The sequence below is a fragment of the Stenotrophomonas sp. AR029 genome (assembly GCF_047520695.2).
In the GTDB taxonomy this organism is placed as follows: Bacteria; Pseudomonadota; Gammaproteobacteria; order Xanthomonadales; family Xanthomonadaceae; genus Stenotrophomonas; species Stenotrophomonas sepilia.
The window spans coordinates 156,439-182,329 of record NZ_JAXBQQ020000002.1 but is presented as its reverse complement, the minus strand read 5'-3'; the positions used below and the strand labels follow the sequence as shown (position 1 = coordinate 182,329).

36 protein-coding genes and 1 other RNA gene are annotated in these 25,891 nt (G+C 66.8%); 20 read left to right on the top strand and 17 right to left on the bottom strand.

The annotated features are described in order from the left end of the window. Nucleotides 1–41 precede the first annotated feature (41 nt). Nucleotides 42–305 (top strand): hypothetical protein, encoded by a 264-nt coding sequence (locus ACM0PB_RS07315; RefSeq protein ID WP_049414598.1) that lies wholly within the window; start codon nucleotides 42–44, stop codon nucleotides 303–305. Nucleotides 306–324: 19 nt separating this feature from the next. Here the strand turns inward: ACM0PB_RS07315 and ACM0PB_RS07310 are convergent, their stop codons facing one another. The 3 genes from ACM0PB_RS07310 to hchA all read right to left on the bottom strand — a co-directional run bounded on the left by ACM0PB_RS07310 (nucleotide 325) and on the right by hchA (nucleotide 3,004). Continuing rightward, on the bottom strand, nucleotides 325–1,182 hold the full coding sequence (locus ACM0PB_RS07310; RefSeq protein ID WP_005416166.1) for an endonuclease/exonuclease/phosphatase family protein: 858 nt from the start codon (nucleotides 1,180–1,182) through the stop codon (nucleotides 325–327). A gap of 240 nt (nucleotides 1,183–1,422) precedes the next feature. Next, entirely contained in the window at nucleotides 1,423–2,127 is a 705-nt protein-coding gene (locus tag ACM0PB_RS07305; protein ID WP_262090848.1) for a PA1136 family autoinducer-binding transcriptional regulator, read from the bottom strand. 4 nt (nucleotides 2,128–2,131) lie between these two features. After that, the gene (gene hchA, locus ACM0PB_RS07300; protein WP_053499139.1) at nucleotides 2,132–3,004 is read right to left on the bottom strand and encodes a glyoxalase III HchA; all 873 of its coding nucleotides are present in this window, start codon (nucleotides 3,002–3,004) and stop codon (nucleotides 2,132–2,134) included. Between the two features lie 379 nt (nucleotides 3,005–3,383). On the opposite strand from hchA, the gene ACM0PB_RS07295 reads away from it, so the two are divergent. Further along, nucleotides 3,384–4,607 carry a cytochrome P450 gene (locus tag ACM0PB_RS07295; RefSeq protein WP_262090847.1) on the top strand — a complete coding sequence of 408 codons (1,224 nt, stop codon included), beginning with the start codon at nucleotides 3,384–3,386 and terminating at the stop codon, nucleotides 4,605–4,607. A 17-nt stretch (nucleotides 4,608–4,624) separates the two neighbouring features. On the opposite strand, the gene ACM0PB_RS07290 is transcribed toward ACM0PB_RS07295, so the two are convergent. Further along, on the bottom strand, nucleotides 4,625–6,646 hold the full coding sequence (locus tag ACM0PB_RS07290) for an esterase/lipase family protein (RefSeq protein ID WP_065185196.1): 2,022 nt from the start codon (nucleotides 6,644–6,646) through the stop codon (nucleotides 4,625–4,627). A gap of 146 nt (nucleotides 6,647–6,792) precedes the next feature. Between ACM0PB_RS07290 and ACM0PB_RS07285 the strand changes: the two genes are divergently transcribed. Further along, on the top strand, nucleotides 6,793–7,254 hold the full coding sequence (locus tag ACM0PB_RS07285; RefSeq protein ID WP_065179498.1) for a methyltransferase family protein: 462 nt from the start codon (nucleotides 6,793–6,795) through the stop codon (nucleotides 7,252–7,254). A 14-nt stretch (nucleotides 7,255–7,268) separates the two neighbouring features. Here ACM0PB_RS07285 and ACM0PB_RS07280 read toward each other — a convergent pair whose 3' ends face one another. The 5 genes from ACM0PB_RS07280 to ACM0PB_RS07260 form a co-directional block, all read right to left on the bottom strand. Further along, the gene (locus tag ACM0PB_RS07280; protein ID WP_065179480.1) at nucleotides 7,269–7,751 is read right to left on the bottom strand and encodes a hypothetical protein; all 483 of its coding nucleotides are present in this window, start codon (nucleotides 7,749–7,751) and stop codon (nucleotides 7,269–7,271) included. A gap of 258 nt (nucleotides 7,752–8,009) precedes the next feature. After that, nucleotides 8,010–8,228, bottom strand: a complete 219-nt coding sequence (locus ACM0PB_RS07275; protein ID WP_065183319.1) for a helix-turn-helix transcriptional regulator — start codon at nucleotides 8,226–8,228, stop codon at nucleotides 8,010–8,012. Nucleotides 8,229–8,239: 11 nt separating this feature from the next. Beyond that, the gene (locus ACM0PB_RS07270; RefSeq protein ID WP_414604671.1) at nucleotides 8,240–8,422 is read right to left on the bottom strand and encodes a hypothetical protein; all 183 of its coding nucleotides are present in this window, start codon (nucleotides 8,420–8,422) and stop codon (nucleotides 8,240–8,242) included. Next, entirely contained in the window at nucleotides 8,415–8,567 is a 153-nt protein-coding gene (locus ACM0PB_RS07265; RefSeq protein WP_414604670.1) for a hypothetical protein, read from the bottom strand. The genes ACM0PB_RS07270 and ACM0PB_RS07265 overlap by 8 nt, the downstream gene beginning before the upstream one ends. Before the next feature lie 318 nt (nucleotides 8,568–8,885). Continuing rightward, nucleotides 8,886–9,401 (bottom strand): hypothetical protein, encoded by a 516-nt coding sequence (locus tag ACM0PB_RS07260; RefSeq protein WP_414604669.1) that lies wholly within the window; start codon nucleotides 9,399–9,401, stop codon nucleotides 8,886–8,888. Here ACM0PB_RS07260 and ACM0PB_RS07255 point away from each other — a divergent pair. The 10 genes from ACM0PB_RS07255 (at nucleotide 9,400) to ACM0PB_RS07210 (ending at nucleotide 14,092) form a co-directional block, all read left to right on the top strand. Further along, on the top strand, nucleotides 9,400–9,936 hold the full coding sequence (locus tag ACM0PB_RS07255; protein ID WP_414604668.1) for a putative metallopeptidase: 537 nt from the start codon (nucleotides 9,400–9,402) through the stop codon (nucleotides 9,934–9,936). The genes ACM0PB_RS07260 and ACM0PB_RS07255 overlap by 2 nt on opposite strands. A gap of 30 nt (nucleotides 9,937–9,966) precedes the next feature. Next, nucleotides 9,967–10,368, top strand: a complete 402-nt coding sequence (locus tag ACM0PB_RS07250) for a DUF2280 domain-containing protein (protein WP_414604667.1) — start codon at nucleotides 9,967–9,969, stop codon at nucleotides 10,366–10,368. Nucleotides 10,369–10,467: 99 nt separating this feature from the next. Continuing rightward, the gene (locus tag ACM0PB_RS07245; protein ID WP_495495113.1) at nucleotides 10,468–10,869 is read left to right on the top strand and encodes a glycoside hydrolase family 24 protein; all 402 of its coding nucleotides are present in this window, start codon (nucleotides 10,468–10,470) and stop codon (nucleotides 10,867–10,869) included. Nucleotides 10,870–10,871: 2 nt separating this feature from the next. Continuing rightward, complete coding sequence (locus ACM0PB_RS07240; RefSeq protein ID WP_014036711.1) at nucleotides 10,872–11,183, top strand: hypothetical protein; 312 nt, start codon at nucleotides 10,872–10,874, stop codon at nucleotides 11,181–11,183. Then, nucleotides 11,180–11,422: a hypothetical protein gene (locus ACM0PB_RS07235; RefSeq protein WP_414604665.1), complete on the top strand. Its 243-nt coding sequence runs from the start codon at nucleotides 11,180–11,182 to the stop codon at nucleotides 11,420–11,422. The genes ACM0PB_RS07240 and ACM0PB_RS07235 overlap by 4 nt, the downstream gene beginning before the upstream one ends. Next, a complete protein-coding gene (locus tag ACM0PB_RS07230; protein ID WP_414604664.1) occupies nucleotides 11,409–11,843 on the top strand; it encodes a hypothetical protein in 435 nt (144 codons plus the stop codon). Before ACM0PB_RS07235 ends, ACM0PB_RS07230 begins: the two co-directional genes overlap by 14 nt. Before the next feature lie 8 nt (nucleotides 11,844–11,851). After that, on the top strand, nucleotides 11,852–12,082 hold the full coding sequence (gene lysC / locus ACM0PB_RS07225) for an Rz1-like lysis system protein LysC (protein WP_242015785.1): 231 nt from the start codon (nucleotides 11,852–11,854) through the stop codon (nucleotides 12,080–12,082). After that, nucleotides 12,082–12,945: a hypothetical protein gene (locus tag ACM0PB_RS07220; protein WP_414604663.1), complete on the top strand. Its 864-nt coding sequence runs from the start codon at nucleotides 12,082–12,084 to the stop codon at nucleotides 12,943–12,945. The genes lysC and ACM0PB_RS07220 overlap by 1 nt, the downstream gene beginning before the upstream one ends. Next, nucleotides 12,945–13,754, top strand: a complete 810-nt coding sequence (locus ACM0PB_RS07215) for a hypothetical protein (protein ID WP_414604662.1) — start codon at nucleotides 12,945–12,947, stop codon at nucleotides 13,752–13,754. The genes ACM0PB_RS07220 and ACM0PB_RS07215 overlap by 1 nt, the downstream gene beginning before the upstream one ends. A 2-nt stretch (nucleotides 13,755–13,756) precedes the next feature. Beyond that, entirely contained in the window at nucleotides 13,757–14,092 is a 336-nt protein-coding gene (locus tag ACM0PB_RS07210; protein WP_414604661.1) for a tail fiber assembly protein, read from the top strand. Between the two features lie 3 nt (nucleotides 14,093–14,095). On the opposite strand, the gene ACM0PB_RS07205 is transcribed toward ACM0PB_RS07210, so the two are convergent. Further along, nucleotides 14,096–14,761: an SOS response-associated peptidase gene (locus tag ACM0PB_RS07205; protein ID WP_414604677.1), complete on the bottom strand. Its 666-nt coding sequence runs from the start codon at nucleotides 14,759–14,761 to the stop codon at nucleotides 14,096–14,098. Between the two features lie 110 nt (nucleotides 14,762–14,871). On the opposite strand from ACM0PB_RS07205, the gene ACM0PB_RS07200 reads away from it, so the two are divergent. Further along, the gene (locus tag ACM0PB_RS07200; protein ID WP_100450365.1) at nucleotides 14,872–15,375 is read left to right on the top strand and encodes a hypothetical protein; all 504 of its coding nucleotides are present in this window, start codon (nucleotides 14,872–14,874) and stop codon (nucleotides 15,373–15,375) included. 3 nt (nucleotides 15,376–15,378) lie between these two features. Here the strand turns inward: ACM0PB_RS07200 and ACM0PB_RS07195 are convergent, their stop codons facing one another. Further along, nucleotides 15,379–16,584, bottom strand: a complete 1,206-nt coding sequence (locus ACM0PB_RS07195; RefSeq protein WP_414604659.1) for a tyrosine-type recombinase/integrase — start codon at nucleotides 16,582–16,584, stop codon at nucleotides 15,379–15,381. Nucleotides 16,585–16,749: 165 nt separating this feature from the next. Further along, nucleotides 16,750–17,103: a transfer-messenger RNA gene (gene ssrA, locus ACM0PB_RS07190) on the bottom strand. Between the two features lie 220 nt (nucleotides 17,104–17,323). Between ssrA and ACM0PB_RS07185 the strand changes: the two genes are divergently transcribed. Further along, entirely contained in the window at nucleotides 17,324–17,896 is a 573-nt protein-coding gene (locus ACM0PB_RS07185; protein ID WP_065179671.1) for a hypothetical protein, read from the top strand. A gap of 28 nt (nucleotides 17,897–17,924) precedes the next feature. On the opposite strand, the gene ACM0PB_RS07180 is transcribed toward ACM0PB_RS07185, so the two are convergent. Both ACM0PB_RS07180 and smpB read right to left on the bottom strand, forming a co-directional pair. Beyond that, complete coding sequence (locus tag ACM0PB_RS07180) at nucleotides 17,925–18,356, bottom strand: GNAT family N-acetyltransferase (protein WP_065179670.1); 432 nt, start codon at nucleotides 18,354–18,356, stop codon at nucleotides 17,925–17,927. Then, nucleotides 18,353–18,856 carry an SsrA-binding protein SmpB gene (gene smpB / locus ACM0PB_RS07175; protein ID WP_005416174.1) on the bottom strand — a complete coding sequence of 168 codons (504 nt, stop codon included), beginning with the start codon at nucleotides 18,854–18,856 and terminating at the stop codon, nucleotides 18,353–18,355. Before smpB ends, ACM0PB_RS07180 begins: the two co-directional genes overlap by 4 nt. A 57-nt stretch (nucleotides 18,857–18,913) precedes the next feature. Here smpB and ACM0PB_RS07170 point away from each other — a divergent pair, with 57 nt between their 5' ends. Further along, nucleotides 18,914–19,339 carry a type II toxin-antitoxin system RatA family toxin gene (locus ACM0PB_RS07170; protein WP_065179669.1) on the top strand — a complete coding sequence of 142 codons (426 nt, stop codon included), beginning with the start codon at nucleotides 18,914–18,916 and terminating at the stop codon, nucleotides 19,337–19,339. A 3-nt stretch (nucleotides 19,340–19,342) separates the two neighbouring features. After that, the gene (locus ACM0PB_RS07165; protein ID WP_005416176.1) at nucleotides 19,343–19,600 is read left to right on the top strand and encodes an RnfH family protein; all 258 of its coding nucleotides are present in this window, start codon (nucleotides 19,343–19,345) and stop codon (nucleotides 19,598–19,600) included. Between the two features lie 34 nt (nucleotides 19,601–19,634). Here ACM0PB_RS07165 and ACM0PB_RS07160 read toward each other — a convergent pair whose 3' ends face one another. Continuing rightward, entirely contained in the window at nucleotides 19,635–20,027 is a 393-nt protein-coding gene (locus tag ACM0PB_RS07160; RefSeq protein WP_005409234.1) for an outer membrane protein assembly factor BamE, read from the bottom strand. 103 nt (nucleotides 20,028–20,130) lie between these two features. On the opposite strand from ACM0PB_RS07160, the gene fur reads away from it, so the two are divergent. Beyond that, on the top strand, nucleotides 20,131–20,538 hold the full coding sequence (gene fur / locus ACM0PB_RS07155; protein ID WP_005409235.1) for a ferric iron uptake transcriptional regulator: 408 nt from the start codon (nucleotides 20,131–20,133) through the stop codon (nucleotides 20,536–20,538). Between the two features lie 63 nt (nucleotides 20,539–20,601). On the opposite strand, the gene ACM0PB_RS07150 is transcribed toward fur, so the two are convergent. Then, nucleotides 20,602–21,858 (bottom strand): SGNH/GDSL hydrolase family protein, encoded by a 1,257-nt coding sequence (locus ACM0PB_RS07150; RefSeq protein ID WP_065185195.1) that lies wholly within the window; start codon nucleotides 21,856–21,858, stop codon nucleotides 20,602–20,604. Nucleotides 21,859–21,955: 97 nt separating this feature from the next. Between ACM0PB_RS07150 and ACM0PB_RS07145 the strand changes: the two genes are divergently transcribed. Continuing rightward, on the top strand, nucleotides 21,956–22,873 hold the full coding sequence (locus tag ACM0PB_RS07145) for a LysR family transcriptional regulator (protein WP_414604841.1): 918 nt from the start codon (nucleotides 21,956–21,958) through the stop codon (nucleotides 22,871–22,873). A gap of 134 nt (nucleotides 22,874–23,007) precedes the next feature. On the opposite strand, the gene recN is transcribed toward ACM0PB_RS07145, so the two are convergent. Beyond that, a complete protein-coding gene (gene recN / locus ACM0PB_RS07140) occupies nucleotides 23,008–24,669 on the bottom strand; it encodes a DNA repair protein RecN (RefSeq protein ID WP_065179665.1) in 1,662 nt (553 codons plus the stop codon). Between the two features lie 115 nt (nucleotides 24,670–24,784). Here recN and hrcA point away from each other — a divergent pair, with 115 nt between their 5' ends. Next, nucleotides 24,785–25,849, top strand: a complete 1,065-nt coding sequence (hrcA, locus tag ACM0PB_RS07135) for a heat-inducible transcriptional repressor HrcA (protein ID WP_005416180.1) — start codon at nucleotides 24,785–24,787, stop codon at nucleotides 25,847–25,849. Nucleotides 25,850–25,891: the final 42 nt, after the last annotated feature.

The following is a 25,891-nucleotide window of genomic DNA, read 5'->3' as shown; positions in this document are numbered from 1 at the left end:
CGCCGTGTAACTAGTGGGTCAGGCACTCGGGAGGACAGGCAATGGCGGACGGAAGGCGGGATACCCAACGGATGTTGTTCGGCGATCCGGGTCCACCGGGTGCGGGTCTGTCAGTGGCGGTCGTGGTGCTGCTGGTGCTGGCGACGATGGCCGCAGCGGTCGGTTTCCTGCGCCTGCAGGATTCGATGCTGGGGCTGGGCCTGATCGGCGTCGCCGTGTTCCTGGCGATAGGGGCCCGCATCTGCCAGGCGCGCGATCAGCATCAGGCCCTGTATCGCCTGCTGTCGCGGCAGCCGCCGCTGTAGCTGCGGCTGCCGTGCGGGGTCAGTGCTTCGGCCAGTCCAGTTCGACCACCAGCGGGAAATGATCCGATGGCAGCACGCCATCGATGCGGCGGTCATCGGTCAGGAAGCTGCGCGCGCGGAAACCGCGCACCAGCACCCAGTCCAGCTGCGCGGTGGCCTTGCCAGTGAAATCGTGGAAGGTCAGTCGCGGGCCCTGCGGTGTCTTCACCTGGGCACGGGTGTCGTGCAGTACGCGGGTGAATGCCTTGTAGGTGTCGCCGCCGGGTTCGCTGTTGAAGTCACCGGTCAGCACCACCGGCAGGTCGGCCGCCAGGCCGGCCACGCGCCTGCCGATCAGCTCGGCACCCTTCACCCGGCGTGGTTCGTCCTCGTCGCGGTAGGGCAGGTGGGTATCCATGAAATAGAAGCGGCGGCCGTCATCGATGCGGCGGAACAGCGCCCAGGTGACCATGCGTGGATACAGGTTGCCCCAGGTGATGCTGCCGGGCACATCGGGCGTATCAGACAGCCAGAAGTTGCCTGATTCCTCGATCGCCAGCACCTTGCTGTCGTAGAACACGCCCATGTGCTCGTCGCCGCTGCCGCCGCGGCGGCCCTCGCCGAACCAGCGGTATCCGGGCAGGTGCTGGGCAAGGTAATCGGCCTGCTCCTGCACCAGCTCCTGGGTACCGATCACCGCTGGGTGCGCGTCGAGGATGACCTTCACCATCGCATCGCGACGGTCGGGCCAGCGCTTGCCGGGTTCGGTATCGGCCGGGGTGCGCACATTGAACGACATCACCTTCAACGGCGCAGGGGCTGCGGCCCAGGCGCTGGTCAGAGGCAGGGCAAGCGCCAGCAGCGCAGACAGCGCGGGGCGACGGAAACGCGACAACATCGTGGAATCCCTCCATTCCATGAAAACGGTTTCACAGAGCATGCCACGAATGCGAGGGCAGCGTTATGCAGGGATGGGTGGCTCGCGGATGCCGGGCGGGCGATGAACGCCCCGCCCGGTGGACCGCGCACCGGCGATCACGGGTCGTAGCTCATCCCGTCGCCTGCCTTCTGCAATCGCGCAGATGCACAGGGCGTATGCCGCACGCTGATCAGGCAGCAGGAAGTGCCTCCATCCTGATCAATCTTCAATCTCGCCACGGCGGCCTGCCGCGCGCACTGCCTGCGCGGTGGTGGCCACGCCCAGTCGTTGCCGCGCTCGCCGCAGGTGGTTCTCAACCGTGCGCGCAGACAGCCCCAGCGTGGCCGCTATCTCTGCCTGGCGCCGTCCAGCGGCGACCCAGCGCAGCACCTCGCGTTCGCGTGCGCTCAGCGCGCCCGCGCGGGTGTCGACCGGTGCTTCGGCAAGCCGCCGCGCCGCACGGAAGGCGGAGGTGCCGACCATGTCCAGCAGCACACGCGCGCTGGCGGACGCATCAATCGAGGTGCCGGCGAAGCTGACCGCGCCTTCCAGACCGGTCGGGCCGAACACTGGAACCTGCAGCCCATGCAGGCCATCGCCGCGCGGCTGCTTCACCACCACATAGCGTTCGCCGCGCACGCCCTGGCGCTTGCTCCAGAAGAACGGCGCAGTGCTGTCCAGTACATGGCGGTTGACCGGGCAGGCGTGCAGGTAGCGGGCGAGCCCGGTGGCGCTGCCGTCGTCGAACCAGTCACCTTCGATCCAGTACACGCGCTGTGCGCCGCGCTCCAGCCCGGTTCCGGTGGCAAACACCAACAGGCGGTCGTAGCCCAAGGGTGAGGCGGCGGCGCGCAGCACGCCGCCCACCGCCGGCAATGACCGCGCCTGTTCCAGTTCCAGCAGCGCGGGCACCAGCGCAGGCATTGGCTCAGCGCCCCGCCAGCGCATCGAGCAGCGTACGCGCGGCCAGCTTGCCCAACGCGTTGCCGGCCAGCGGACTGTCGCCGGTCAGCAGCAGGCGATCCTGCAGCACGCTGCCATCGATGCCCTCATTGACGATCTGCACCCCCTGCTGGGCCAGCCGTTCACCGAAGAACCAACGCAGCTGCCCGGGCATGTAGCCGATCCCCGGTGTCTGCCGGTCCATTGCGTCGGGGAAGGCACAGATGCGGTAGCCACGGAACAGCGAGGCACCCTCGGCGTCGTCGACGCCCGCCGCCAGCAGCGCCGCCGGGCCATGGCAGAGGGTGATGATGTGGCGCTGCTCGGCCATGGCCCATTGCAGCGCGGCCTTCACCGCCGCGCTCTCCGGCAGGCCGATCAACGCGCCGTGCCCACCGGGAATGAAGACGGCGGCGTAGTCCGAATCGGCGCCCAGGCCGGCCACCACCTGATCCAGCTGCAACGGCTGGCGGAAGCGTTCCTGGTAGCGTTCGTACAGGGCGCCGATCTCGCTGTCCTCGTGTGGGAAGGCCCACCATTCGAACTTGACGGCGTTGCCGGACAGCGTCGCCACGTCGATGTCGAAGCCGGCCTTGTCCAGGTGGTACATCGGCAGCAGGGTTTCCACCGGATGGTTACCGGTGGAGAACAGGTGGCCATTGGCGGTCGGCAGATAGCGCTCGTCGGCGGCGATCATCAGCACCTTCCAGCGGCCATCGCGCCGCGCATCCGGATAGTCGGCGCCGGACAGGTCGCTCTTGGGCGAGGTGAACTGCGACAGCGAATACGGCGACGGGAAGAAGGCATCGCGCTCGGCCGGATCGGGGCTGGGCTGGCGGCTGGGCTCTTGCGTGTTCATGCAGACCTCCGTTGGGGGAAAGTGAGCCCAGCATAGGAGGCTGCGTGCGCAGGCGCGATGAGGGATTCCCCTCAATCGGCCGCAACCCGGATGCTGCAGCGCGCCACCCGGCCGGTTGGACAGTGGGATTATGTCGTGTTATCTAGCTAGTGCCGGGATAATCCCGGCATAACCACACAGCAAGCAAAGGAATGAAAATGAAAAGATTCGCCCGAGCATTGCGCGTCACTCTGAATATTCATCCGAACGAAAAGAGCAGCGTGTGGAATACCTGGCCGCTGTGGGTCGAATTCTGATCCTGCCAGCCAAACCCGCGATTGAGCGGTAGCAAGACGAAGGGACTCGTCTTTCGAGTCCCTTCCTGCCGGAGACGCACTGCATGCAAGGGATGTCGAATGAAGGCAGCGCCATTGCTGCCGAGCGCCTGGCTGCGCGCGTGGAGCGCGAAGGGCCTGTGCTGAAGCTGGAAACCGGTGGAATCGGGGTGTTCTGCCCGGAGCTTGCCGGCAAGGTCGACAAGGAAAATTCCGAGCAGCTGTACGTCGTCGAGTCGCTGGCCGACCTGTTCCGCCGTCACGAGCGCGTGCGCTGGACCGACGTGCGCAGCCTGATCGCCACCCGTAGTGCTGAGCTCACCGGAGCACAGACCCTGGAGGCACTGCAGTCGCGCATGAGGCAAGCTCTGGATGGGGTGTGCGGCCATGCGCTGGATGCCACGCCGGCGGTGTGGAAAGTGATGGCCCATCCCTTGATCCCGCTGGTGATCGACGGGCTCGATGCCCGCGGCACCGCAGCCATCGAACGCGCCCTGCATCTGCGCTACACCACCCAGGTCGAGCAGGTCATCCATCGGCGCCACCTGCTGCGCAACTTCCTCATCGGCCGTGCCGAATCACGGGCGATTGCCGCGGAACTCAAGCACCGTGTCCGCAGCGGACGTTCGGCGCTGGATTACGCGCAGTCATTGCTGAGCCTGCGAGAGCGCATCGGCCTGGACAAGGTCACCTACCTGGTCACCGTGCAGCTGATCGCCATTTCCGGCGTGCCCGGCATGATGGCCGCCTGCCTGCTGCTGGCGATGCAGATGCATCCACACTGGCGCCAGCGCATCGAGGAGGAATTCGCGCCGCTCTCGGAGGCGGAGATCCACGCGCTGCCGATGGCCAGGATTCCCTGCACGATGCGCTTCCTGAAGGAAGTGATGCGGCTGTACTCCACGCCCTTCAACAACCGCCGGGTGGCTGCCTGCGATCTGCAGGTGGAAGGGCAGGCCATCGTCGAAGGTACGGTCTTCGAGCTGAGCTCGTTCATCCAGCACCGCTCGGCGAAGTACTGGGATGACCCGCTGCAGTTCGATCCCGATCGCTGGTTGCCCGAACGGCGCAAGCGTACCGCCGGCATCTATGTGCCTTATGGCTTCCCCACGCGTTCCTGCGTGGGATCGGCGGTCGGCAATGCACAGCTGGTATTGCTGTGCGCGCTGCTGGCACGCGAGTTCCGCTTCACCCCCAGCGCCGACTATCGGCCCGAGGTGCGCATGGAGGGCTTTGCGATTCCGGCGGCGCTGCATGGCACGTTCTCGCGGCGTACGGCCGGTGCCTGATCTGTCGGGACGGCGGCTTACTTTCCCGTTCGCCCGTGTGCCTGCATGTCCTCATGCAGGATCCGCCGCAGCTCGACGATGGCCGGCGTAGCTTCCTGCACGCTGTGTCCGGACACGATCACCTTCTCCGAATCCGCGTGCGGCAGGTGCGAACTCCAGTAGGGCACCAGCCCGTCATCGGTCTTCTCAAGTGGGCCATCGGCCTTGGCGCGGGCGATGATCGAGTGGTAGTGCACCTTCGGTGACATCGGCAGGTCAGCCACGGCGCGGACGAACGGGTCGTCCTTGTCCAGGTTCTGGATGCTGTTCATCTGGTAGCCGTGCTTGCCGTCATTGCGGTCGATCTGGCCGTCGTTGGCGATGGTGGCGACGTCTTCCAGCACGGTCAGTGGCAACCGCACCAGTCGGCCGATCCACCGGCCGAGGCGGGTGCCCGCCACGTCGGTACCGCGATGCGGCGTGGCGATGAACACCACGCGGGACACTTCCGGTTCTGGCAGGAAGGTCAGCACCGGTGCGCCTTTGGTGCGCAGCAGTTCGCGCTGGGCGGGCGTCATCTGCGCGGTGGCCAGCAGGGTGTCGACCAGGTGGTCGCCGGAGGAGGAGATCATCAACCGTGCGATCACCCCGCCCATGCTGTGCCCCACCAGCACCATGTCATGCGAGGCCTGCGCCTTGCCGCTGGGGTCGAAGTGCTTGAACGCTTCAGCCAGCGTGTGGCGCATCGCATCGTGGCTCATCGCGATGGGCATGTTGGTCGGGTAATAGAACTGCCAGACCTGGAACTCCCGGCGGATCTCGTCGTCGCGCAGCAGTTCGTTGGCCACGTTGACCCAGGCTTCCGGACTGCTGGCCAGGCCATGGATCATCAGCAGCACGCGGCGGTTCGGGTCGTAGGGCTGCATCATGTACAGATGCGGCGTGTCGATGCCGCCCTTGCCACCGAACAGCGTGCGCAACGACTGTCGGCTGAAGTTGGAGCGGGCCAGCCACAGCGCATAGCCGGCAGTGAAGTTGGCCGCCAGTGGCACCTGCTGGCCGTGCAGGGTCACTTCCGAAACCTGGTAGGGATCGTGGATCTCCAGCTCCGGCTCGTCATCGTGCAGCACCTCCCACAGGTTGTTCCCCGAGAAGCGCAGCAGCACCGTCATCGATGGCGAGGGCATCTCGCTCCAGCTCTGCGTGGCCGAAGTGCTGGCCTGCGTTGCCTGCGCCGCTGCCCGAAGCGTGGTGGCCGTGCTGCCGGCCGGGTCATCCATCACCGCCACCAGCTCGGCACCGAAGCCATCGCGGCGATGCACGCTGCGCAGCGTACCGGTGAACGACAGCGAGGCGGCGGGTACCAGCTCGCTGGGGGTACGCTGGTCCAGCGCCGATGCTTGGTCTGAAGGGGCCAGCACGAAGGTCCAGCGGCCCAGCTGGAAATGGCTGGCCTGGCCGTGCACGCGCCCGGTGGCATACGCGTTGTACAGCTGCACCGAGGCTTCCTGCACCGCCAGGTTGTAGTAGTCGCGCACCTGGGTCTGGCGGTCTTCGAAACCACGCTGGTTGGCGGTGCGCTCGGTGAAGAACAGATAGGCATAGGCCTGGCGCGCGACCTGCATCCACGCATCGAGGCGTGGCTGGAAGTCGGCATCCAGCTCGGTGACTGCGGTCTTGGCGCGGCCGGATGCCGAGTACTCGCGCTTTGGCGCCGGCAGGGTCATCGCATACTGCAGCCACAACTCGGCCAGGCTGGAGCGCTTGTCTTCCTCGCGCACCACGATGCTGCTTTCCATGGCCTCGATGCAGGGCAGGCCGGGCTTGGCACAGACGCCCTCATCGAGCCCGGCCACGCGCAGGGTCTCAATGGTCGCCGCGCTGAGCTTGCCGGAGGTCAGGATGTCACCGCGCTTGAGCGCGATGTACTGGCCGGGCGTGACCGAGGCAACCTGCACCGACGGCCCGAACTGGCGCAGCGTCGCGCAGCCGCCCAGGGTGAGCAGCACGGTGATGATGAGGGTCGTGCGGCCGATGAAGCCCAAGCCCGTGGTAGCCATGCGATCCTCCTGCGCGGTGGCGCCACTCTAGCGGTGGGCCTGTCAAAGCGGAATAGACCGGACGGTCGGTTTGGGCCTGGCCGCCTTGGGTGATTCAGCCATTCCCGTGTGACACTGCGGCCAATGGAAAGGACACGGTGATCGCGATGGTCTGGCTGGAAACCCGTATTCCCCCGCCCGTGGTAATGCTGCTGTTCGCCGCTATGGGCTTTGCAGCACGCTGGCTGTGGCCGGGTTTGCACCTTCGGGTGCCGGTGCCGGTTCTGCTGGCAGGGGTGACGGTGACGCTGGGTGTCGTGCTCAACTTGCTGCCCAAGATCTCTTTCCGACGCGCCGGTACCACCGTCAATCCTCTGCGACCTTCGGCGTCGAGCGCGCTGGTTACCAGCGGAATCTATCGCCGCACCCGAAACCCGATGTATCTCGGCCAGGCGCTGGTCCTGTTTGGTGCCATGGTGTACCTGCAGAACCTGATCGCGCTGCTGGTGGTGCCGCTGTTCCTGGCGTACATCACTTGGCTGCAGATCCTGCCGGAGGAGCGGGCACTGATGGTCCGCTTTCCCGAGGCGTACGCGCAGTACCGTCATCGCGTGCCACGCTGGCTGTAGCGTCGGCTACGCCATCAGCGGCTGATCTGGCACTTCACCGCAGCCGAATAGCCCTCGTAGTCGTCACCCGCGATCACGTGCAGGGTGTGGCGCTTGTCGATGCGCTTCACGTAGGAAGGTTCCTCGGTATTGGCATGCTCGTTGACCTCGGTCACCGACCAGGCCCTGGCCAGGCGCTTGGGATCGACGCCGTTCAAGTACACGAAGAGGCCTTTCTCGCCTTCGGCCACATTCACATCGGCACTGCTGACCGTGCCGCCAAACAGCGCGACCGGCTTGTCCTCCGGCTCGAACGTGCCGCCCGGCTTCTTGGCCAGGCCGGCCGCCTGCAGCGCATCGATGGCGTCGGCCGCACTGAAATCCGAGCCTGCCTTGCAGGCCAGCAGCGCCTCCAGCGTGGCGATGCCGGGCGGCGCGATGGCCGGGGCTGCGGCGTGCGTGGCTGGGGCTGCGGCGAGCGCGGTGAGGAGCAGGGACATCGCGAGGGGGGCTTTCATGGCAGATCCTTCTGGCGGTCGCGGATGGAGGGACTGCTGTGTTGGAGGTGTCATCCCGATTATGCGCCACACCTCCTGCGCGACGTGCAGGCACAAAAAAGCCGGAACCCCAGTTGACGGGAGATCCGGCTTCTTGCGGCCTCGACAGGCCTTACAGATGGTGGAGGTGGGCCCTACCGCAATGTGATCGTAAGTTGTTGATGGTGAAGGTGGTTGGTGCTGGTGTCGGAAACCTATACCCCCAGCAATACCCCCACTCTATGCAGCCTTTGCGGGTTCAATTCCATCCCGCTCGGCAACCCGGGCGGCCTGCCAAGCGTCCACCTCAGCCTCGATCCAGCCTACCGCGTTGCCCCCCAGCGGCACAGGCGCCGGGAAGGTGCCGGCGCTGATCCGGTCATAGATCGTGGTCTTGCCCAGGCCCGTGCGGCGCTTGACCTCGGGCATCTTGATGAAAACGAGCGGCTCGGTAGCCATGTTGTCCTCCTTCAGTTCGTGGCCAGCGCAGCGCGCAGCTGCTCGGTGGCCTGTTGTGCGGCGTCGCGCAGCGCCAGGTTCTCAGTGCGCAGGCGGATCACTTCATCGGCCGCGACCGCCAGCTGCTCGCGCAGCACGTCCTTGGCCGGCTGCTTCATGCGGCGCGGTTCGCGGGGGAAAAGCTGGTCAGCCATGAGCGCACCTCCGCCAGCACCAGCGCAGCCCATTGCGCGCGGCGCGGCATGCGCGGCTGATCGCCCACAGGGTGGCGCTGCCTGCAACGAACCCGGCCAGGGCAAACACGTGGACCATTGCAGCGGTGAGCAGCTGGTCAGCCATGGGGCTGTCCTCCGCGAACATAGGCGGTGCACTGCTGATGGCCGAGAACAAGTCTCCGCGTGCCATTGGGCTGCGCCACGCCGCACCAGAATCCGTCGTAGTGATCTCCAGTGGCCTCGGCATTGGAGCATCGGCGACAGGCAGCCGGCTGGTCATCTGCAGCTGACTCGACCCACCGAGACCATTCATCTGCGCTCCACAGTCTGCCGTCGTAGTAATGCGCGTTGCATCTCGGGCAGTACCAGTTGCGCCTTTCTCCGATGCCTTGGCTGAGATCTCGCCATGAGGGCCTTGCACAGCACGGAGCTGGGGATGCGCTCATTTGCCCACCGCCTGGCTGTCGATCAGGGCCAGCAGGCGGCGTGCCTGTGCATAGATCACACGGGACTGCGGCTGCTTCTCGGCACTGAACGCAAACTCCTCGCCAAGCTCGGCGAGCGCCCGGAACTGCCCCAGGTCCACGGCCAGCGCGGGGGCTGCGTAGAGCGCCACCGAATCCCACTGCACTGCGTTGAAGTCGCAGTCGTACATGGGCGATAAGCCGAATTCAACCCGGCCTGTAGCTTTGTGAGTGTGCATCCACGCCGCCGGCACCCCCACCGGCTGGCGTCGGTCTTCCCACCGCTGATTGTTCCAGACGAAGCCGAGTTGCAGCAGCAGTTCCACAGCTGACTCACGGCGGCGGGTAGGGATTGCGCGTTCAAACTCCACCGGCTGGCGGGCGGCGGCTTCAAGTTCGGCCTCACGACGACCGATTGCCTTGCCTGTGTGGTAAGCCGCATGGGCGGTGTCCGGCTGGCGGGCGGCGAGGGCGGCTTTTAGCGCGGCCTCCATGAACGTATGGTCTACGGCGATCCTGTCCGAGGATGGCGCGCTGACCAACCCAGACCACTACCACCTGCAGGACGCTGACATCGGGGTGCTGTGGGCGGAGACCACGTTCACCAAGCAGGGGCGGGCGGTCATCGGCCAGGCCGAGCAGGTCATGTTCATGGCCGGCGGATGGAAGCGGGGCCGGATGGAGCGGCAGATGGTCGACTGGTTCGGCCGGGTGCCGTCGTTCGTCATCACCTTGGCGGCCGACTACTGCAGCCAGTGCAGCGACGCCGAGTTCTGCGCCCTGATCGAACACGAGCTGTACCACATCGCCCAGGCCAAGGATTCGTTCGGGGCGCCCAAGTTCGGCAAGGACGGCCTGCCAGCGCTGGAGATGCGCGGCCACGACGTTGAGGAGTTCGTGGGCGTCGTCCGCCGGTATGGCCCGAGCGCCCAAGTACAGCAGATGGTGAAAGCCGCCAGCAGCGCTCCAGAAGTGGCTGTGGCTGACGTGGCTCACGCCTGTGGGACGTGCCTCCAGCGCGCCTCCTGATCTGCGACCCCTTATGACAGGTGAGCCGCAATGGCAGCGCTGAGTTCCGACATCAAAGCCTTCATCGTCCAGTCTCTGGCCTGCTTCGATACGCCTTCGCAGGTGGTCGAGGCCGTCAAGGCCCAATACGGCGTGGAGATCAGCCGGCAGCAGGCCGAGACCCACGACCCCACGAAGTTCGCCGGGCGTGATCTTGGCGCCAAGTGGGTGACCCTGTTCCACGAGTCGCGGGCGCGGTTTAAGGAGGAGACGGTCAACATTCCTATCGCCAACCGGGCATTCCGGTTGCGAGCCTTGGACCGCATGACCGCCGCGTCAACGACGAGATCGCGCAGCTGGAGACCAGCACGGCAGCCGATGACCGAGCCCAGCGGCTGGGGCAGTACATGCAGCAGCTGCAGCGCGGCCAGAGGCAGGCCCTGTCTGGCTTGAACAGCCCGATCGGCGGCGCGACCTTCCAGGCTGATGCCGGCGCCGCGCGCGCCGGCGCGGACAACGCCGCTGCCACGACTGCGGGCCTGATGTCGCGCATTGACGCGCCACAGCTGCAGCGGCAGCAGGAGGCATTCGGGTGGGGGCCTGTTCACCGACCTCAGCAAGCACCCGGCCAAGCTGGTCCGATTGAGCGCGAAGCTGGCGTCCACCGCGGCCGGCCGGTACCAGTTCCTGTCCCGCACCTGGGGCAACCTGCATCGCCAGCTCCGGCTGCCCGACTTCGGCCCGCTGAGCCAGGACAAGGCGTGCATCGAGCTGATCCGGGGACGCCGGGCGCTTGACGCAGTAAAGGCCGGCCAGTTCGACAAGGCAGTGGCGCTTTGCTCGAAGGAATGGGCCAGCCTGCCGGGTGCCGGCTATGGCCAGCACGAACAGAGCCTGGAGAAGCTGCGCTCGGTGTACCAGAAGGCCGGCGGCAAAGTGGGCGGGAGCGCATGAGCATGGAAGCCCAGCCGAGCCAGGACGGCCGCACCCGCATTTCACTCGGCCCGGTCGAGAAATGGATCGTTGGCGCTTTCGCCAGCTTCATGATCGCCGGCGGCTACTGGCTGATCAGCTCCATGCAGGCCGTGCTGACGCAGCAGCAGGTCACGAACCAGCAGATGGCGACGGTGCAGCAGCAGCTGCAGACCTTCAACACGCAGCTGGCCGACGTGCCGGCGTTGAAGCTCGAACTGGCCAAGCAGGCCGTGCAGGTCGAGCAGAACAAGCAGGACATCAAGGAGCTGAAGCAGCTCAGGGGGCTGAAGTGAAGGACCGATTCAACTGGCGAGGGGTTGCCGGTCGGGCCAGCACTTGGCTGGCCACTGTTGCGGCGGCTGCGGCTGCTGCCCTTGGCGCCTACGCGCTGATGCCGGAGCGCGCACAGAATCTGTTTCCCGAGTGGGGTCTGATCTTGCTGGGCGGCCTGGCCGTCGGCGGCGCCTTCCTGGTCCCGGTGGCCACCAGCTTCAAGCAGAAACCGAGGAGCGGCCGCCGTGCTGATCCCTGACCCGCTGGCGCCCTACGCGAAGCTGATCCGCCTTGGCCTGTGGTGCCTGCTGGCCGGTGGCCTGTATGTGGCCGGCTGCCAGCGCGGCGAGGATCGCCAGGCTGCGGCCGACCGGGAGCAGATCAGTGCGGTGCAGCGCCAGCTCGACGGCGCGCGCGCGGAGGCGGCCGAGAACCTGCGCGCAGCCAATGCCGCCGGCCAGCTGCTGCAGGAGGTCAACCGGCAGACCCAGGCATCGATCGATGCCGCCGAGGTTGCGCGGAAGGCATCCGCTGCAGCAGCCAGCCGGGCTGAAGCGGTAGCGGCCGAGGGGCAGCGCCGGGCCACCGCCGCCGAGAAGGCGCTGCAGGCCGCCAAGACCACGCCGGCATGCCGGTCCCAACTGGAGATGCAGCTTTGCGATTCCATTCCCTTGCTCTGATCGCCGCCATGCTGCTGACCGGCTGCGCGCACCAGCCCGAGCGGCCAAAGCTGCCCGAGAAGGTCCATGTGACCGTGGAGAAGCTGGTCCCGGTCGATGACCGGCTGACGCAGCCGTGCCCGGCAACCCGGGCAGCATCGCGCACAATCGAGGCGGTGGTCAGCGCGTACAACGCCAACCTGGTCGCCTTGCAGGACTGCAACACCCGCATGGGCGAGATCCGCGCGCTGGGGCGGTAATGGGCAAGAAGCGCGTACCGCTGCACCAGAATCCCCGCGGCTTCGTTGACGTCGACCCCGACGCAACCAACGGCGCCCAGGTGGGCGTGAATCTTCGGGGGCCAGACGGCCAGATCCTGACCGCGGCGCAGGTGATTAACCCCACCGGCGGCAGCAGCGGCGGCCCGAGCAGCATCGCCTCGACCATCTGGAAGCTGATCCGCGAAGTCCCGTCCAACATCCAGAAGCTGGCCGCGCTGATCGGTGCCGGCTTCGCCGCGAGGCAGAGCAACGGCGATTGGGCGCTGCGGACGCTGCAGGAAGGTACCGGCATCGACATCGCCAACCCTGACGGCGATGCAGGGAACCCGACGATCGGGCTGGAGGACGTCGCGAACTCGGGTACTGGCACGCTCCTGGCGGTCACGCGCGACGGAAAGGGCAGGGTGACCGGAACACGGCCGGCCACAATCACGGGGACCGCCAGCCAGATTGGCGTGGCCAACGGGGATGCCGCAGCTGGTCTGCCGACGATCTCGCTGGCCGACCTCGCCAACTCGGGCGTAGGTGCCGCGCTGGTCAAGATCACCCGGGACACAAAGGGCAGGGTGTCGGGCACACAGTCGGCCACCACGGATGACCTCCCCGCAGGCAGCACCAACAAGTATTTCCCCGAGGCGCCGACGGACGGCCAACAGTACGCCCGCCAGAGCGGCGGATGGACCGTCGTGACTGCTTCAGGTGGGGGCTTCGTGCCCTACAACATCCCAGACGGGCAATCGTTCCTGGTGCCGCTGAATCAGCAGGCGCTGTTCACTCTCCCCATCAACCTCGGCGACGGGTCCAGCATCGCTCTGGACGGCGCGCTGGTGGAGGTTTCGTAATGCTGACCATGTTTAAGCGGCTCGCGTCGCTGATTCCCACTCCTGCCACCAACAAGGTGACGCTGTTCGTCAGCGACACAGGCATCCCGTCGTACAAGGATGACGCCGGCCTGGTCACGCCGATGAGCGGCCAGCCGATCCCTACCGGCTACATCGATGGACTGAAGATGGAGTGGGTATCGGGCACGCAGATCCGTTTTACCAGCGGCTCGGCATACATCCCGTCGCTGGGGCGCGCGCTGGCACTGGCTGCGGCCGTCACGAAGACACCGACGCTCGCCGCCAACACGTGGTATCACAACTACGTCTATGACAACGCCGGGACGACAGATGTAGAAGTATCTACGACGGTCCCGGCAGCTCCCTACAACGGCACCGCCCGCACCAAGACCGGCGACACCTCGCGGCGGTACATCGGGAGCTTCCGGACGGACGCTTCCGGTGCGATCCTGAACTTTCAGCAGGAAGGTGGCCGAATCATCTATCAGGGGTTTCTGAACCAGGCGCCGTTCACCGTGTTGTCAAATGGCAGCTCTACGACTGAGACCACAGTCTCCCTCACGGCAGTGGTTCCCCCGACCGCAAGGGTTGGGATGCTCAGACATACGAACGGGTCCACTGCCACATCCAGCCGGATGAACAACTCCTCAGCCGTTTTCCCGAACTACGTGATGAATTTCGGCACCGGTGCCGATGCCTTCATTGATTTCGTGGTCAATGCGAACCAGTCTGTCTCCTACTGGTGCGGAGGCGCCCCCTCGCCATCGGGGGTCTACATCCAAGTCCTCGGTTATGTGCTGGAGAGATGAGCATGTACGCGATTACGAGCAATAGTCTCAGGGCAATTTCCGAGGGGATGGCGCTGCAGGCGGGGGAAACCATAGTGGCGGAAGTTCCCGCAGCGTTGGCGACCAGCATGCGCGGAGAGCAGATGAAGGCCGAACGCGGTCAGCGCCTGCGCGCCACCGACTGGACGCAAATGCCAGATGCGCCTCTGACGGCGCTGGAGAAGGCCGCCTATCAGACCTACCGGCAGGCCCTGCGGGATCTACCTAGCCTTCCAGGATTCCCCGACGTGCCGTGGCCGATGCTACCGACCATCAGGGACGGCACGGCCAGCTCTGGAGAGGGCGCTGTATACCCCTGATTGCTAGGCGACCTGCTGCAGCAGATCCTCGCGGTTGTTGCGAGGCGTGTTCACCGCGCGGCTGACGCGATACGCCTCCATCGCCGGCGGCTCGCTGGCCAGCAGCATGGCCATGGCGTCGTCGGGGCTGACGGCCATCCACTCATCGATCTGGCCGGCCTGCAGCCACACCGGCATGCGGTCGTGGATGTCGGCCGAGACGCCGCTGCTGTCGCCGGTGATGATGGTGAAGGTGCCCAGGTTGCCGTCGGGCAGCAGCGGGCTGGTGTCCTCCCACAGGCCAGCGGCCAGCAGCGGTCCGGTGGCGTGAATGAACCACGGGTCCTTCTTTCCGTCCTCGGGGCTCACCGACCACTCGTAGTAGCCGGCCATTGGGATGACGCAGCGGCGCTTTTTGAAGGCCGACCGGAAGGCTGGCTTGGTGGCCACCGTCTCGATCCGGGCGTTGATGGTCGAGCCCTGCAGGCTTTTGGCCTTGGCCCAGAAGGGCAGCAGGCCCCATGCGAGCCGGGTCACCTGCCGGCCTTCGCCCCGGTCCAGAATCACCGAGGCGCGCTGCGTCGGGGCGAGGTTGTAGCTCGGCTGGATCTCGGCCAGGCCGGGGGCAAGGTCAGCCAGCCCCGGCTGGCCGAAGTCGACAACTGGGAGCTGGACGAATCGGCCGCACATGGCCGGAGGGTAGCCCTGTCGGCCGTGGCCGGGGCGTGATCCCGAACGGTTCAGCCGGTGAACGATCCCTTGTCGCAACCTTTGCGACTGCCAGCCGTATCCTTCCGGCCATGCGTTCTTCCCACGGCTTCCGCACCGCCCCGATCCCCTCTGGCTGGGTCCAGACCGGCGAGCGCTGGGCGCTTTGGTACAACGGTCGCGAGACGGCCAGCGTCACGCCCGACGGTGGCCCCGGGGTCAGGCTATGGATGGAAGGCCAGAAGATGTGGCAGGTGAAGGAAGTGCGCGCGGCCAACGTCCGGCAGGCGAAGCGGTACGCCGAGCGCTGGTGTGCGGCCAGGCTCTATCCCGATCTTCCCCTGCGCCAGGCGGTTGCCCGGCTGACCGACAGCACCCCGATCCAGCCCGAGCCCCCGCTGCCCGGCCTTCCGCCAACCCGTGAGCAGCAACAACAGGCCCGGCGCTTGGCCGAGGCTGGTGCGAAGGAGGTCGAGCGGATCAAGGCGGCGCTCGAACCGCGCAAGCCGCCGGCAGAGACGAAACCCCGCGCGAGGGACGTCCGCACCAAGGCGTGGGTAAGGGCGGGGCTGCAGCAGATGCGGCGCGGCGTGTAGGCCTCATCCTGCCCGCAGCTTCACCACGTTGCCGTCGCGCAGACCATCGAGGTAATCCGCCCAGACCTGCATCATCCGCACGCGCTCCTGCAGGTGAGATGTGCGGTTGTAGGCCCGGCCGTTGGGATCCTTCACCGCGTGAGCAAGCTGGTGCTCGATGATGTCCGGGCGGAAGTGCAGGACCTCGTCCAGAATGGTGCGAGCCGTCGCGCGGAACCCGTGGCCGGTCATCATCGTGCGGTCGTAACCCATGTTGCGCAGCGCTGCGGTAACGGCGTTCTCTGACATCGGGCGTTTGGAATCGCGGGCGCCAGAGAACACCCACTTGTGCCGGCCGGTGATCGGCTTGATGTCCTCCAGGATCTGCAGCGCCTGCCTGGACAGTGGCACCAAATGTGCGGCACGCATCTTCATCTTGCTGGCAGGGATGGTCCAGACGGCCGCGTCGAGGTCGAAGTCCTCCCATTCCGCATGCCGCAGTTCTCCAGGACGCAGGAACACCAGGGGCGCCAGTCGCAGCGCCGCGCGGGTGATGGCAGATCCGCTGTATGCCTCGATGGAACGCAGCAGGCCACCCAGCTGCACCGGGTCAGTAATCGCTGCGTGGTGGGCTTCCTTAGGCGGCGCGAGCGCTCCTTTCAGGTCGGCAACCGGGTTTCGCTCGGCGCGGCCAGTGGCGACGGCGTAGCGCATGATCTGGCCGCAGTTCTGCATGATCCGATGCGCGGATTCGATCGCGCCGCGTTCCTCGATGCGTCGGGCCACCCGGAGGAAGTCGGGCGCGGTGAGGCCCGCAACAGAGCGTGACCCGATCCAGGGGAATACGTCGTTCTTCATCCAGGCTTCGACCTTCTCCGCATAGCTGGGCACCCAGGGGCGCGCGGCCAGCCACTCATTGGCGATGGTCTCGAAGCTGTCCGAGCCGAGGGCGGAGTGGGCGAGGGCAGCAGCCTTCTTCTGCGCGCCGGGGTCGACGCCTCGGGCCAGCAGCCGGCGGGCTTCGTCGCGGGCCTCGCGGGCGCGCGCCAAGGAGACATCCGGGTACAGGCCGATCGACAGCAGCTTCTCCTTGCCGGCGATGCGGTACTTCCAGCGCCAGCTGCGCGCACCGGTCGGGGTGAGATAGAGGTACAGGCCGCCGCCGTCGGTGATCTTCTGCGGCTTGTCGCTGGGCTTGGCGCGCCTGATGGCTGCGTCGGTCAGAGGCATTGGGGGTATCGCTTCAGTGGGTGCGGTCGGATACCCCTTGATATACCCCCACCGTCTCATGGATTGAAACGGATTGCCCCGGTCTGCTGCGGACAATAAAAAAGCCCGGAAACCCTTGTGATGCGGGGGTTTCCGGGCTTCTCCGGTCCTTTACGAACCGTTCGTTGGTGGAGGTGGGCGGAATTGAACCGCCGTCCGAAGGCACTCCATCCCCAGCACTACATGCTTAGCTCACCGTTGGATCTCGTCCCCGAACAGCACGGTGCGCAAAGCGCATCCGGGAACCAGCCTGTTGTGTTCTAGTGCCGGACTGACAGGCAGCCGTCCAGCGCGATTCCATGATAGTGACTCTACACCGCGAGCATGGACACAAGCGGTTTCGAGGCTTAGGCCTTAAGCGGCCAGAGCGTAGTTGTCGTCGTTGGCAACTAGAGTTTTGCAGCTGGATTTACGAGGAAAGCTACCCCCTCGGCATGCGCCAGGCGACTTCACAACCCCCGTCGAAACCAATGCACCCCCAGTTTCTTCAAGTTCTGCAAGGTACAAGGCCTGTTTCGTGTCGCCACGGTCAGTGCCTGCCCAACAGTGGCAATGCTACGGCAAAACAGCTGAACAGTCACCTTCGCAATCCACAACAAGTTGTAGAGCCTCCGTCATCGCGGATTGGTAACGTCATTGGCACGAATTTGCGACACACTGAAGACGACCATCCGAGCCAGGACAGACACGGAGACTGTGGGTGACCGAGGCAAGCCAACAACGCAGCCTGCGACAGCTGGTCGGACCCGTCGGGGCCGACTACCAGCGACGGGCATTGCCCCCTGGCTGGGTCTGGGCCGTGCTGGGCGCGCTGCTGGCGGCCACCTGCCTGACCGAACTGCCGGCCACAGCGGCCGCAGCACTGGTCGCCAGTGCGGTGGTGGTGCACTGGTCGCAGCGCGGTCGCATCCATTGGCTGGGCTGGCGCCTGCCGGGCCTGGCGGTGTTGGCGGCCCTGCTGTGGGGGCCGGAAGTGCTGTCGCAGTGGTTCGAGCACGGGCTGGCCGTGGTCCTGATGTCGCTGGCCAGCCTCAGCATCGGCGTGCATGTGTGGCAGTCGCGGCAGATGGCGCAGCAGCTCCAGGGCGCGGCCGATTCGATGGATGACGCTCAGTTGCTGGCCCTGCTGCCGGCCGACGCAGCCCAGCTGGCGCAGCGGTGGCGCGCCGGCGATGACCGGCATGCGCCCGAACTGGCGGTGGTGATGCATCTGGCCGTGATGCACGCCGCGCTGGCACCGCGCATGCGCGGGCAGGGCGTGCTGGCGGGGTGACCGGCAGGCAACTCCAGCGCCGACACGACTACGACCCCGACAACGTCTTGCGCAGGTAGATCCGCTCGTGACCGGGTGGGCAGTCGGGCAGTCGCCCATACACGGTGTAGCCCTGCCGCAGGTAGAAGGCTTCGGCCTGCCAGTCGAAGGTATCCAGCATCACGCTGCGGGCGCCATGGCGGTGCGCAACGGCTTCTGCTTCCGCCAGCAGGCGCTGGCCGATGCCTCGCCCGCGCAGTTCCGGGTCCACCCACAGCACATGCACCTGCAGCCAGCCGGCACAGACGTCGGCCAGCACGCCGCCGCGCAGCGTGCCGTGCTCGTCATGCCAGGCCAGGCGGACTGGGGTCTCATCGAACGCATCGCCGCCGTGGGCCTGGTTGAAGGCCAGCAGGCGCGCGCACAACGTGCGCGTTTCATCGGCGCTGGCAGTCGCCATGGCGCCCATGGGAGTGATCATGCGTCGCGGTTGCCGCGACGCATCACGCGCTGCTTCTCGATCGCCCAGTCGCGGTCCTTGGCGGCATCGCGCTTGTCGTGGGTCTGCTTGCCCTTGGCCAGCGCGACTTCGAGCTTGATCTTGTTCTTGCTCCAGTACATCGCAGTGGGCACGATCGTGTAGCCATCGCGCTCGACCTTGCCGATCAGCTTGTCGATCTCGTTCCGGTGCAGCAGCAGCTTGCGCTCGCGCCGGTCATTGGCCACCACGTGGGTGGAGGCCTGGATCAACGGGGTGATCTGTGCACCGATCAGGTAGATCTCGCCGCGCTTCACATAAGCGTAGGCATCGATGATGTTGCCACGGCCTGCGCGGATCGACTTGACCTCCCAGCCCTGCAGGGCGAGGCCGGCCTCGAAGCGCTCTTCGATGTGGTATTCGTGGCGGGCACGCTTGTTCAACGCAATGGTTTTGTTGGCCGTCGCGCTCTTTGCTTTATCCTTGCCGCTGTTCTTGCTCATTTCCGTATTGTCTCCGATTCGGGCCCGCCCGGTCGATTGCCGAAACGTCCTGTATTCATGCCTACTATCCGCCGCAGCGCCCTGGTCGAACATTCGGCCGCGCGCATGTTCGACCTGGTCAACGACGTCCAGGCCTATCCGCGCCGTTTCCGCTGGTGCTCTGCTGCCCAGATCGTTGAGGAGGGCGAGGACCGCCTGGTGGCGCGCCTGGACCTCGGCCTGGGCTCGTTCAGCACCTGGTTCCAGACCGAAAACACCCTGCGGCGACCGCACAGCATCGATATGCAGCTGCGCGATGGCCCGTTCAAGCAGCTGCACGGCCGCTGGGAATTCCATGCGCTGGCCGAGGATGCCTGCAAGGTCACCCTGACCCTGGAGTTCGAACCCAGCTCGCGCCTGCTCGGTCCGGCGCTGGCGATCGGCTTCCAAGGGCTGGCCGATCGCATGGTCAACGATTTCGTCCGCGTCGCCGACGAGGGCTGAGCGATGATCGAGGTCGAGGTGGTGCTGGCCTGGCCGCAGCGGGTGCTGTCGCGCCGCTTGCAGCTGGAAGAAGGTGCGACCGTGGCCGACGCCATTGCCGCCGCCGCGCTGGAAGGCAGTGCCGATTGCCCCGCCGTCGCCGTTCATGGTGTGCTGGCTCGCCCGCAGCAGGCACTGCTGGAAGGTGATCGCATCGAGTTGCTGCGCCCGTTGCTGGCCGACCCCAAGGACAACCGCCGGCGTCGCGCACTCGGCGGTTGATTCCGGCAGCCGTACCTGCGGACGGGCAGGGGGCTCAGCGGCCCTTCTTCTTCTTGTCCTTCGGCAGGTTGCGGCCGAACTGGCGCACGGTCTGCTGGGCCAGGGCCTTGTCGTTGCCCGGGAAGTAATCGCCTTCCCAGCGGGTCACGGTGTCATTCTCGAAGAACACCACGAAGTTCTTCACTTCGGTACGACCCAGGCGGTTCACGCGCTGGCTGGAGGTGTAGTCCCAACGCTGGGCGTGGAACGGGTCGGGAATGGACGGGGTGCCCAGCAGCGCGGTGACCTGCTGCTTGCTCTGCCCGACCTGCAGCTTGGCCACGGCATCTTCCCGGATCAGGTTGCCCTGATAGATGGGTTGCTTGTAGATGATGCCGCACCCGGTGGTGGACAGGGCGACGGCGGCGACCAACAGGAGATTGCGCATCGGGACTGGCGGTTGGGGAAATCAAACCGATGATACACTCCCGGCGTGCCACCGCGACCCAATCCGAGGCAGCTGGCGCTAAATCGCCAATGAACGGAGACCTATGGAAACCCACGACCTGCGTAAAGTCGGCCTGAAGGTGACCCATCCGCGGATGCGGATCCTGGCGCTGCTCGAGCAGCGCAATGCCCAGCACCACATGACCGCCGAAGACATCTACCGCCAGCTGCTGGAGCACGGCGACGAGATCGGCCTGGCCACGGTGTACCGGGTGCTGACCCAGTTCGAGGCCGCCGGCCTCGTGCTCAAGCACAATTTCGAGGGCGGCCAGGCGGTCTACGAACTGGACCGTGGCGGCCACCACGACCACATGGTCGACGTGGACAGTGGCAAGATCATCGAGTTCGAAAGCCACGAGATCGAGGAGCTGCAGCGCAAGATCGCCGCAGACCATGGCTACGAGCTGGAAGAGCACTCGCTGGTGCTGTACGTGCGCAAGAAGCGCAAGTAATCCGTTCCGGCCAGCTGGATGCGACGAAACCCCGGGCCTGCCCGGGGTTTTTCGTTGATGGGGTCAGAGCCCTTTCCGTTCAGGTAAGGGATCCGACCCTTTGCGGCCCAGCAGGATCTCCAGGTCCACCGCCTCAGCCATGGCCCGGTTGCCGGCATCACCCGGGTGGAGGTGGTCGCCGGAGTCGTAGGCCACGGCCATCCGTGAGGGATCGGCCGGGTCGCGCAGCGCCGCGTCCAAGTCGATCACCGCGTCGAACGGGCTGTCCGTGCGCAGCCAGGCATTGAGCTGGCGGCGCAGGGTGTCCTTGTCCGGTTGGTAGTAGTCGTCCAGCGGCGTGCCGGGCAGGGCGCCAGCGAACGGTGGCAAGGTAGCGCCCACGATCCGCACACCTCGGCGGCGGGCCTGTTCTGCCAGCGCGCGATACCCCGCCTGCAGCTCGCTCAGCGTGGGCCGGGCCTGGTTGCGGGCGAATGCGGTACCTGGCCAGCTGATGTCATTGATGCCGATCAGCACGATCACACTGGATACCGCAGGCTGGTCCAGCGCGTCGCGCCGGAAGCGGACCAGGGCGGATTCACCCATGCCGTCGCGCAGCAGCCGCCCCCCGGAAATGCCGGCGTTCACCACGGCTATGCCCCGCGCTGCCAGGAGCGCGGCCAGATGATCGGTCCAGCGCTGGTCCTGGTCGAGGCTGGCGGTGGCACCGTCGGTGATCGAATCCCCGATCACCACCACGCTGCGCGCGTCGGTGTCGGCCTCGACGTCAATTCCGGTCAGCAGCAGGCGGGCGGTGGTGCTGCTGGCTGCGCTCAGGGCCTGGGCCCGGCTCTGGTCGCCAGGGGCGATCCAGCTGGTCTGGCGGCCTTCCCAATGGAACGTCTGAACGGTTGCCGGCCCCGGCACAAAGACGCTGACCTGCAATGCCTGGCGGTCATCCGTGGCCAGCGGGAGCGGATCGCTCAGCTGTTCCTGACCGGGCCCGATCAACACCCCGGGCTGGCCGCCGAAGCTGAGCGGTTGCGGGATGGCGCCCGCGCGTGCGGCCACGCTGGCCGCCCCGATCCGCAGCGGCCGGGTGCCGTAGGCATTGCTCAGCCGCACCCGCAGCCGCGGGCCGCCCAGGCTGACACGCACCGTCTGGCGGAAGGTCTGGTCCTGCAGCGTGGCCGGGACCAGGGTCGGGAACAGGAAATCCGCGTTCCAGACCGGCTGCGGGCTGGCCTGCCAGCTGGCGACCCAGTGCGGGGCGGATGCGGCACTGGCGGCGCCGGACACGGCGAGCAGGGCGGTGGTGGTGAGCTGGCTCAAGCGGTTCATCGGGCAGTCCCGAGTGGAGGGACCGCCATGGTGATTCCGTGCTTATCTGTGAACTAGACTGCGCACGGACAATCATCTGTGAACTGGATTCATCGCCATGGCGCGACCCGACATCAACCGATCCGGCGAACTGGAAGTGTTCGTGCGGGTGATCGAGACCGGTGGCTTTTCCGCTGCGGCCCGCACGCTGGACATGACGCCGTCGGCGGTCAGCAAGCTGGTGGCGCGGCTGGAGCAACGGCTGGGCACGCGCCTGCTGCAACGCTCCACCCGCCAGCTGCAGCTGACCCCGGAAGGCTGCGCGTTCTACGAGCGTGGCCTGCGCGTGCTGGCCGACCTGGACGAGGCCGAGCGTTGTGCCAGCGCCCATGCCGAGCCGCGCGGGCGGCTACGGGTCAACTCCAACGTGCCGTTTGGCCGCCATTTCATGTTGCCGCTGCTGCCGGCGTTTCTTGAGCGTAACCCGCAGGTGGGCGTGGACCTGACCCTCAACGACGAGGTGATCGACCTGCTGGAGCAGCGCACCGATGTGGCAGTGCGGGCCGGGCCGCTGAAGAGCTCCAGTCTGGTGGCGCGACGGCTGGGCGCGACGCGGATGATGATCGTGGCTGCACCGGCCTACGCGCAGCGGCACGGGCTGCCACGCACTGCCGAGGAGCTGCAGTCGCACAACCGGCTGGACATAGGCCATGCCCGTGCGATGCAGGGGTGGCCGTTGCTGCAGGAGGGGCGCGAGCGGATGCTGCTGCCCAGTGGCAATGCCCGCGCCAGCAACGGCGATGCGCTGCGCCAGCTGGTGCTGGGCGGGCTGGGCATGGCGCGGCTGGCGGCATTCCAGGTGCAGGAGGACATTGCTGCCGGGCGCTTGCTGCCGGTGCTGGAAGAGGCCAATCCCGGTGACCTGGAAGAGGTGCACGCGGTGTTCCTCGGGCAGGGCGGTTACCTGCCGCTGCGGGTGCGCGCGTTCCTCGATTTCCTGGTGGAGAACGTGGATCTGGCGCGGCCGTTGGGGTGATACGGGTAGTGCCGGCCGCTGGCCGGCAACCTCACGATCATCGTCCACCGGTGTTGGGTTGCCGGCCAGCGGCCGGCACTACCGTGCGGGTGGGTTGTAGATCCACGCCATGCGTGGATAACCGTGAACAGGCCTCAGGCCTGCAGCAGCTTGCGGGCGGCGGCGCGCGCTTCCTTGCTCACTTCCACGCCGCCGAGCATGCGCGCCAGCTCTTCTTCGCGCGCCTTGTTGTCCAGCTTTTCCACTGCGCTCTGGGTCATGCCTTCCACCGGGGCCTTGCTGACCCGGTAATGGGCGTGGCCCTTGGAGGCGACCTGCGGTAGGTGGGTCACGCACAGTACCTGGCGCTTCTCGCCGAGCGCGCGCAGCTTCTGGCCGACGATGTCAGCCACCGCGCCGCCGATGCCGGAGTCGACCTCGTCAAACACCATGGTCGGCACCGCATCCAGGTCCAGCGCGGCCACTTCGATGGCCAGCGAAATACGTGACAGTTCACCGCCCGAGGCCACCTTGCGCAGGGCGCGCGGCGGTTGGCCGGCGTTGGCCGCCACCAGGAACTCGACGCGCTCGGCACCCTGCGGGTCGGGCTTGCCGCTGTCCTGTGGCTCCAGTTCGATCAGGAACTGGCCGCCGCCCATGCCGAGCTCGGCGATGATGCCGGTGGTGGTGGCCGACAGTTCGGCAGCGGCGCTGCGGCGGCTGGCGGTCAGCACTTCAGCCTGTACGCGCCAGGCGGCGGCGGCCTTGTCGATCTCGCCGGCCAGGCGCTGCAGGCGCTCATCGGCACCGCGCAGTTGCTCCACTTCGGCATGCATGCGCTCACGTTGCGCGCCCAGCTCGTCCATCGGCACGCGGTGCTTGCGGGCTAGGTCGTGCAGGCGGCCGAGGCGGCGCTCGTTCTCCTCGAACTGTTCCGGGTCGGCGTCGAGGTCGTCATGCACCCGGTCCAGCAGCGACAGGGCTTCGTGCAGCTGGATCGAGGCGTTCTCGATCAGGCCGTCCACCTCGCCCAGGCGCGGGTCGTGCTCGACCAGCCGCGACAGCTCGTGGCGCACTTGCTGCAGCAGGTCCAGCGCGGAGCTGCCGTCTTCACCGTTGAGCTGGTTGCTGGCCGCCTGGCAGGCGCTCAGCAGGGCGCTGGCGTGGGCCTGGCGACGGTGGCTGGCGCCAAGCGCGGCAATCGATTCCGGTTCCAGGTCCTCGCGGTCCAGTTCGCGCAGCTGGTGCTCCAGGAAGCCGATCCGGTCACTGACGTCGCCCTGTTGCGACAACGCCAGCGATTCATCGACCAGTGCCTGCCAGGCTGCGGCGGCGTGGCGCACCTGGCGGCGCTCGTTCTCGTTGCCGGCATAGGCATCCAGCAGGGCCAGCTGCGACGGGCGCGCCAGCAGCGCCTGCTGTTCATGCTGGCCGTGGATCTCCACCAGCAGCGAGGCCAGGTCGCCCAGCTGTGCCAGCGTCACCGGGCGGCCATTGATCCAGGCCCGCGAGCCGCCGTCGGCGCGGATCACGCGGCGCAGCTGGCATTGGTCCTCGTCGTCCAGCTCGTTGTCGGCCAGCCACTGGCGGGCGGCCTGCAGCTGCTCCAGCGCGAACTCGGCGGAAAGCTCGGCGCGTGCGGCACCATGGCGGACCACGCCGCTGTCAGCGCGCAGGCCGGACAGGAAGCCCAGTGCGTCGACCATCAGCGACTTGCCGGCGCCAGTCTCGCCTGAAACCACGGTCATGCCTGGCCCGAACTCCAGTTCGGTGGCGCGGACGACGGCGAAATCCTTGATCGAAAGATGTCTGAGCATGGGTAAGGGGGTGTCAGCAGCCGCGCAACGCTAGCACGCGGGCGCGGGAGGTCCAATGACTTGCCAAGGCGATGCGCCGCCATTATCTAGTGTCCGTGTCTCACAGGTTGATTCCATGCACGGTTCTCCCGACCAGCTTGCCCCGCGTGCGCGCCACCTGCTGCGCACGCTGATCGCGCGATATATCCAGGACGGCGAGCCGGTCGGCTCGCAGACGCTGGCGCGCGTGGCCGGCCTGGAGGTCAGCCCGGCCACCATCCGCAACATCCTGGGCGACCTGGAGGATCTGGGCCTGCTGGCCTCGCCACATACCTCGGCCGGCCGCGTCCCGACCGCGCATGGCTACCGGGTGTTCGTCGACAGCCTGCTGCAGATGCAGCCGCCGGGCGAGGGCGAGCTGGCCCGGTTGCGCCAGGAACTGGCCGGTGGCGGCAGCACCCAGGCCCTGCTCGGCAGCGCCTCGGAGCTGCTGTCGGCGATGAGCCACTTCGTCGGCGTGGTCAGCGCACCGCGGCGCGAGCAGTTCGCCTTCCGCCAGATCGATTTCGTGGCGCTGGATGGGCGCCGGGTGCTGGCGATCCTGGTATTTGCCGACAACGAGGTGCAGAACCGGGTGATCGAGACCCGGCAGGAGTTTGCGCCAGGCCAGCTGGAGCAGGTCGCCAACTACCTCAATGCGCATTTCGCCGGCCTGCCGATGGCCGAGATCCGTACCCGACTGCTGCTGGAGCTGCGCGACGCCCGGTCCGAACTGGAGCAGTTGCTGGCCCACAGCATCGAACTGGCCGAGCAGGCCCTGCAGCCGGCGGCCGACGACATGCTGGTGGCCGGGCAGACCCGCTTGATGGGCGTGCAGGACCTGTCCGACCTGGAGCGCCTGCGCGAACTGTTCGAGCTGTTCTCCAGCAAGCGCGAGATCCTGCAGCTGCTGGAGCGGACCATCCAGGCGCCGGGGGTGCGCATCTTCATCGGCGAAGAGACCGGAATGATGCCGCTGCAGGGCGTCTCGCTGGTCACTGCCCCGTACACCGCCAATGGCCAGGTGCTGGGCGTGCTGGGCGTGATCGGTCCCAAGCGGATGGCCTACGACCGGGTGATCCCGCTGGTCCAGGCCACCGCCGATGTGCTTGGCGCGGCCTTTTCACCGGCCGGACGCACGCCGGGAACATCCGACGCTTGAAACGCAGCATCCCGCCCACACTAGGGTGGGTGGAGGCGGAGA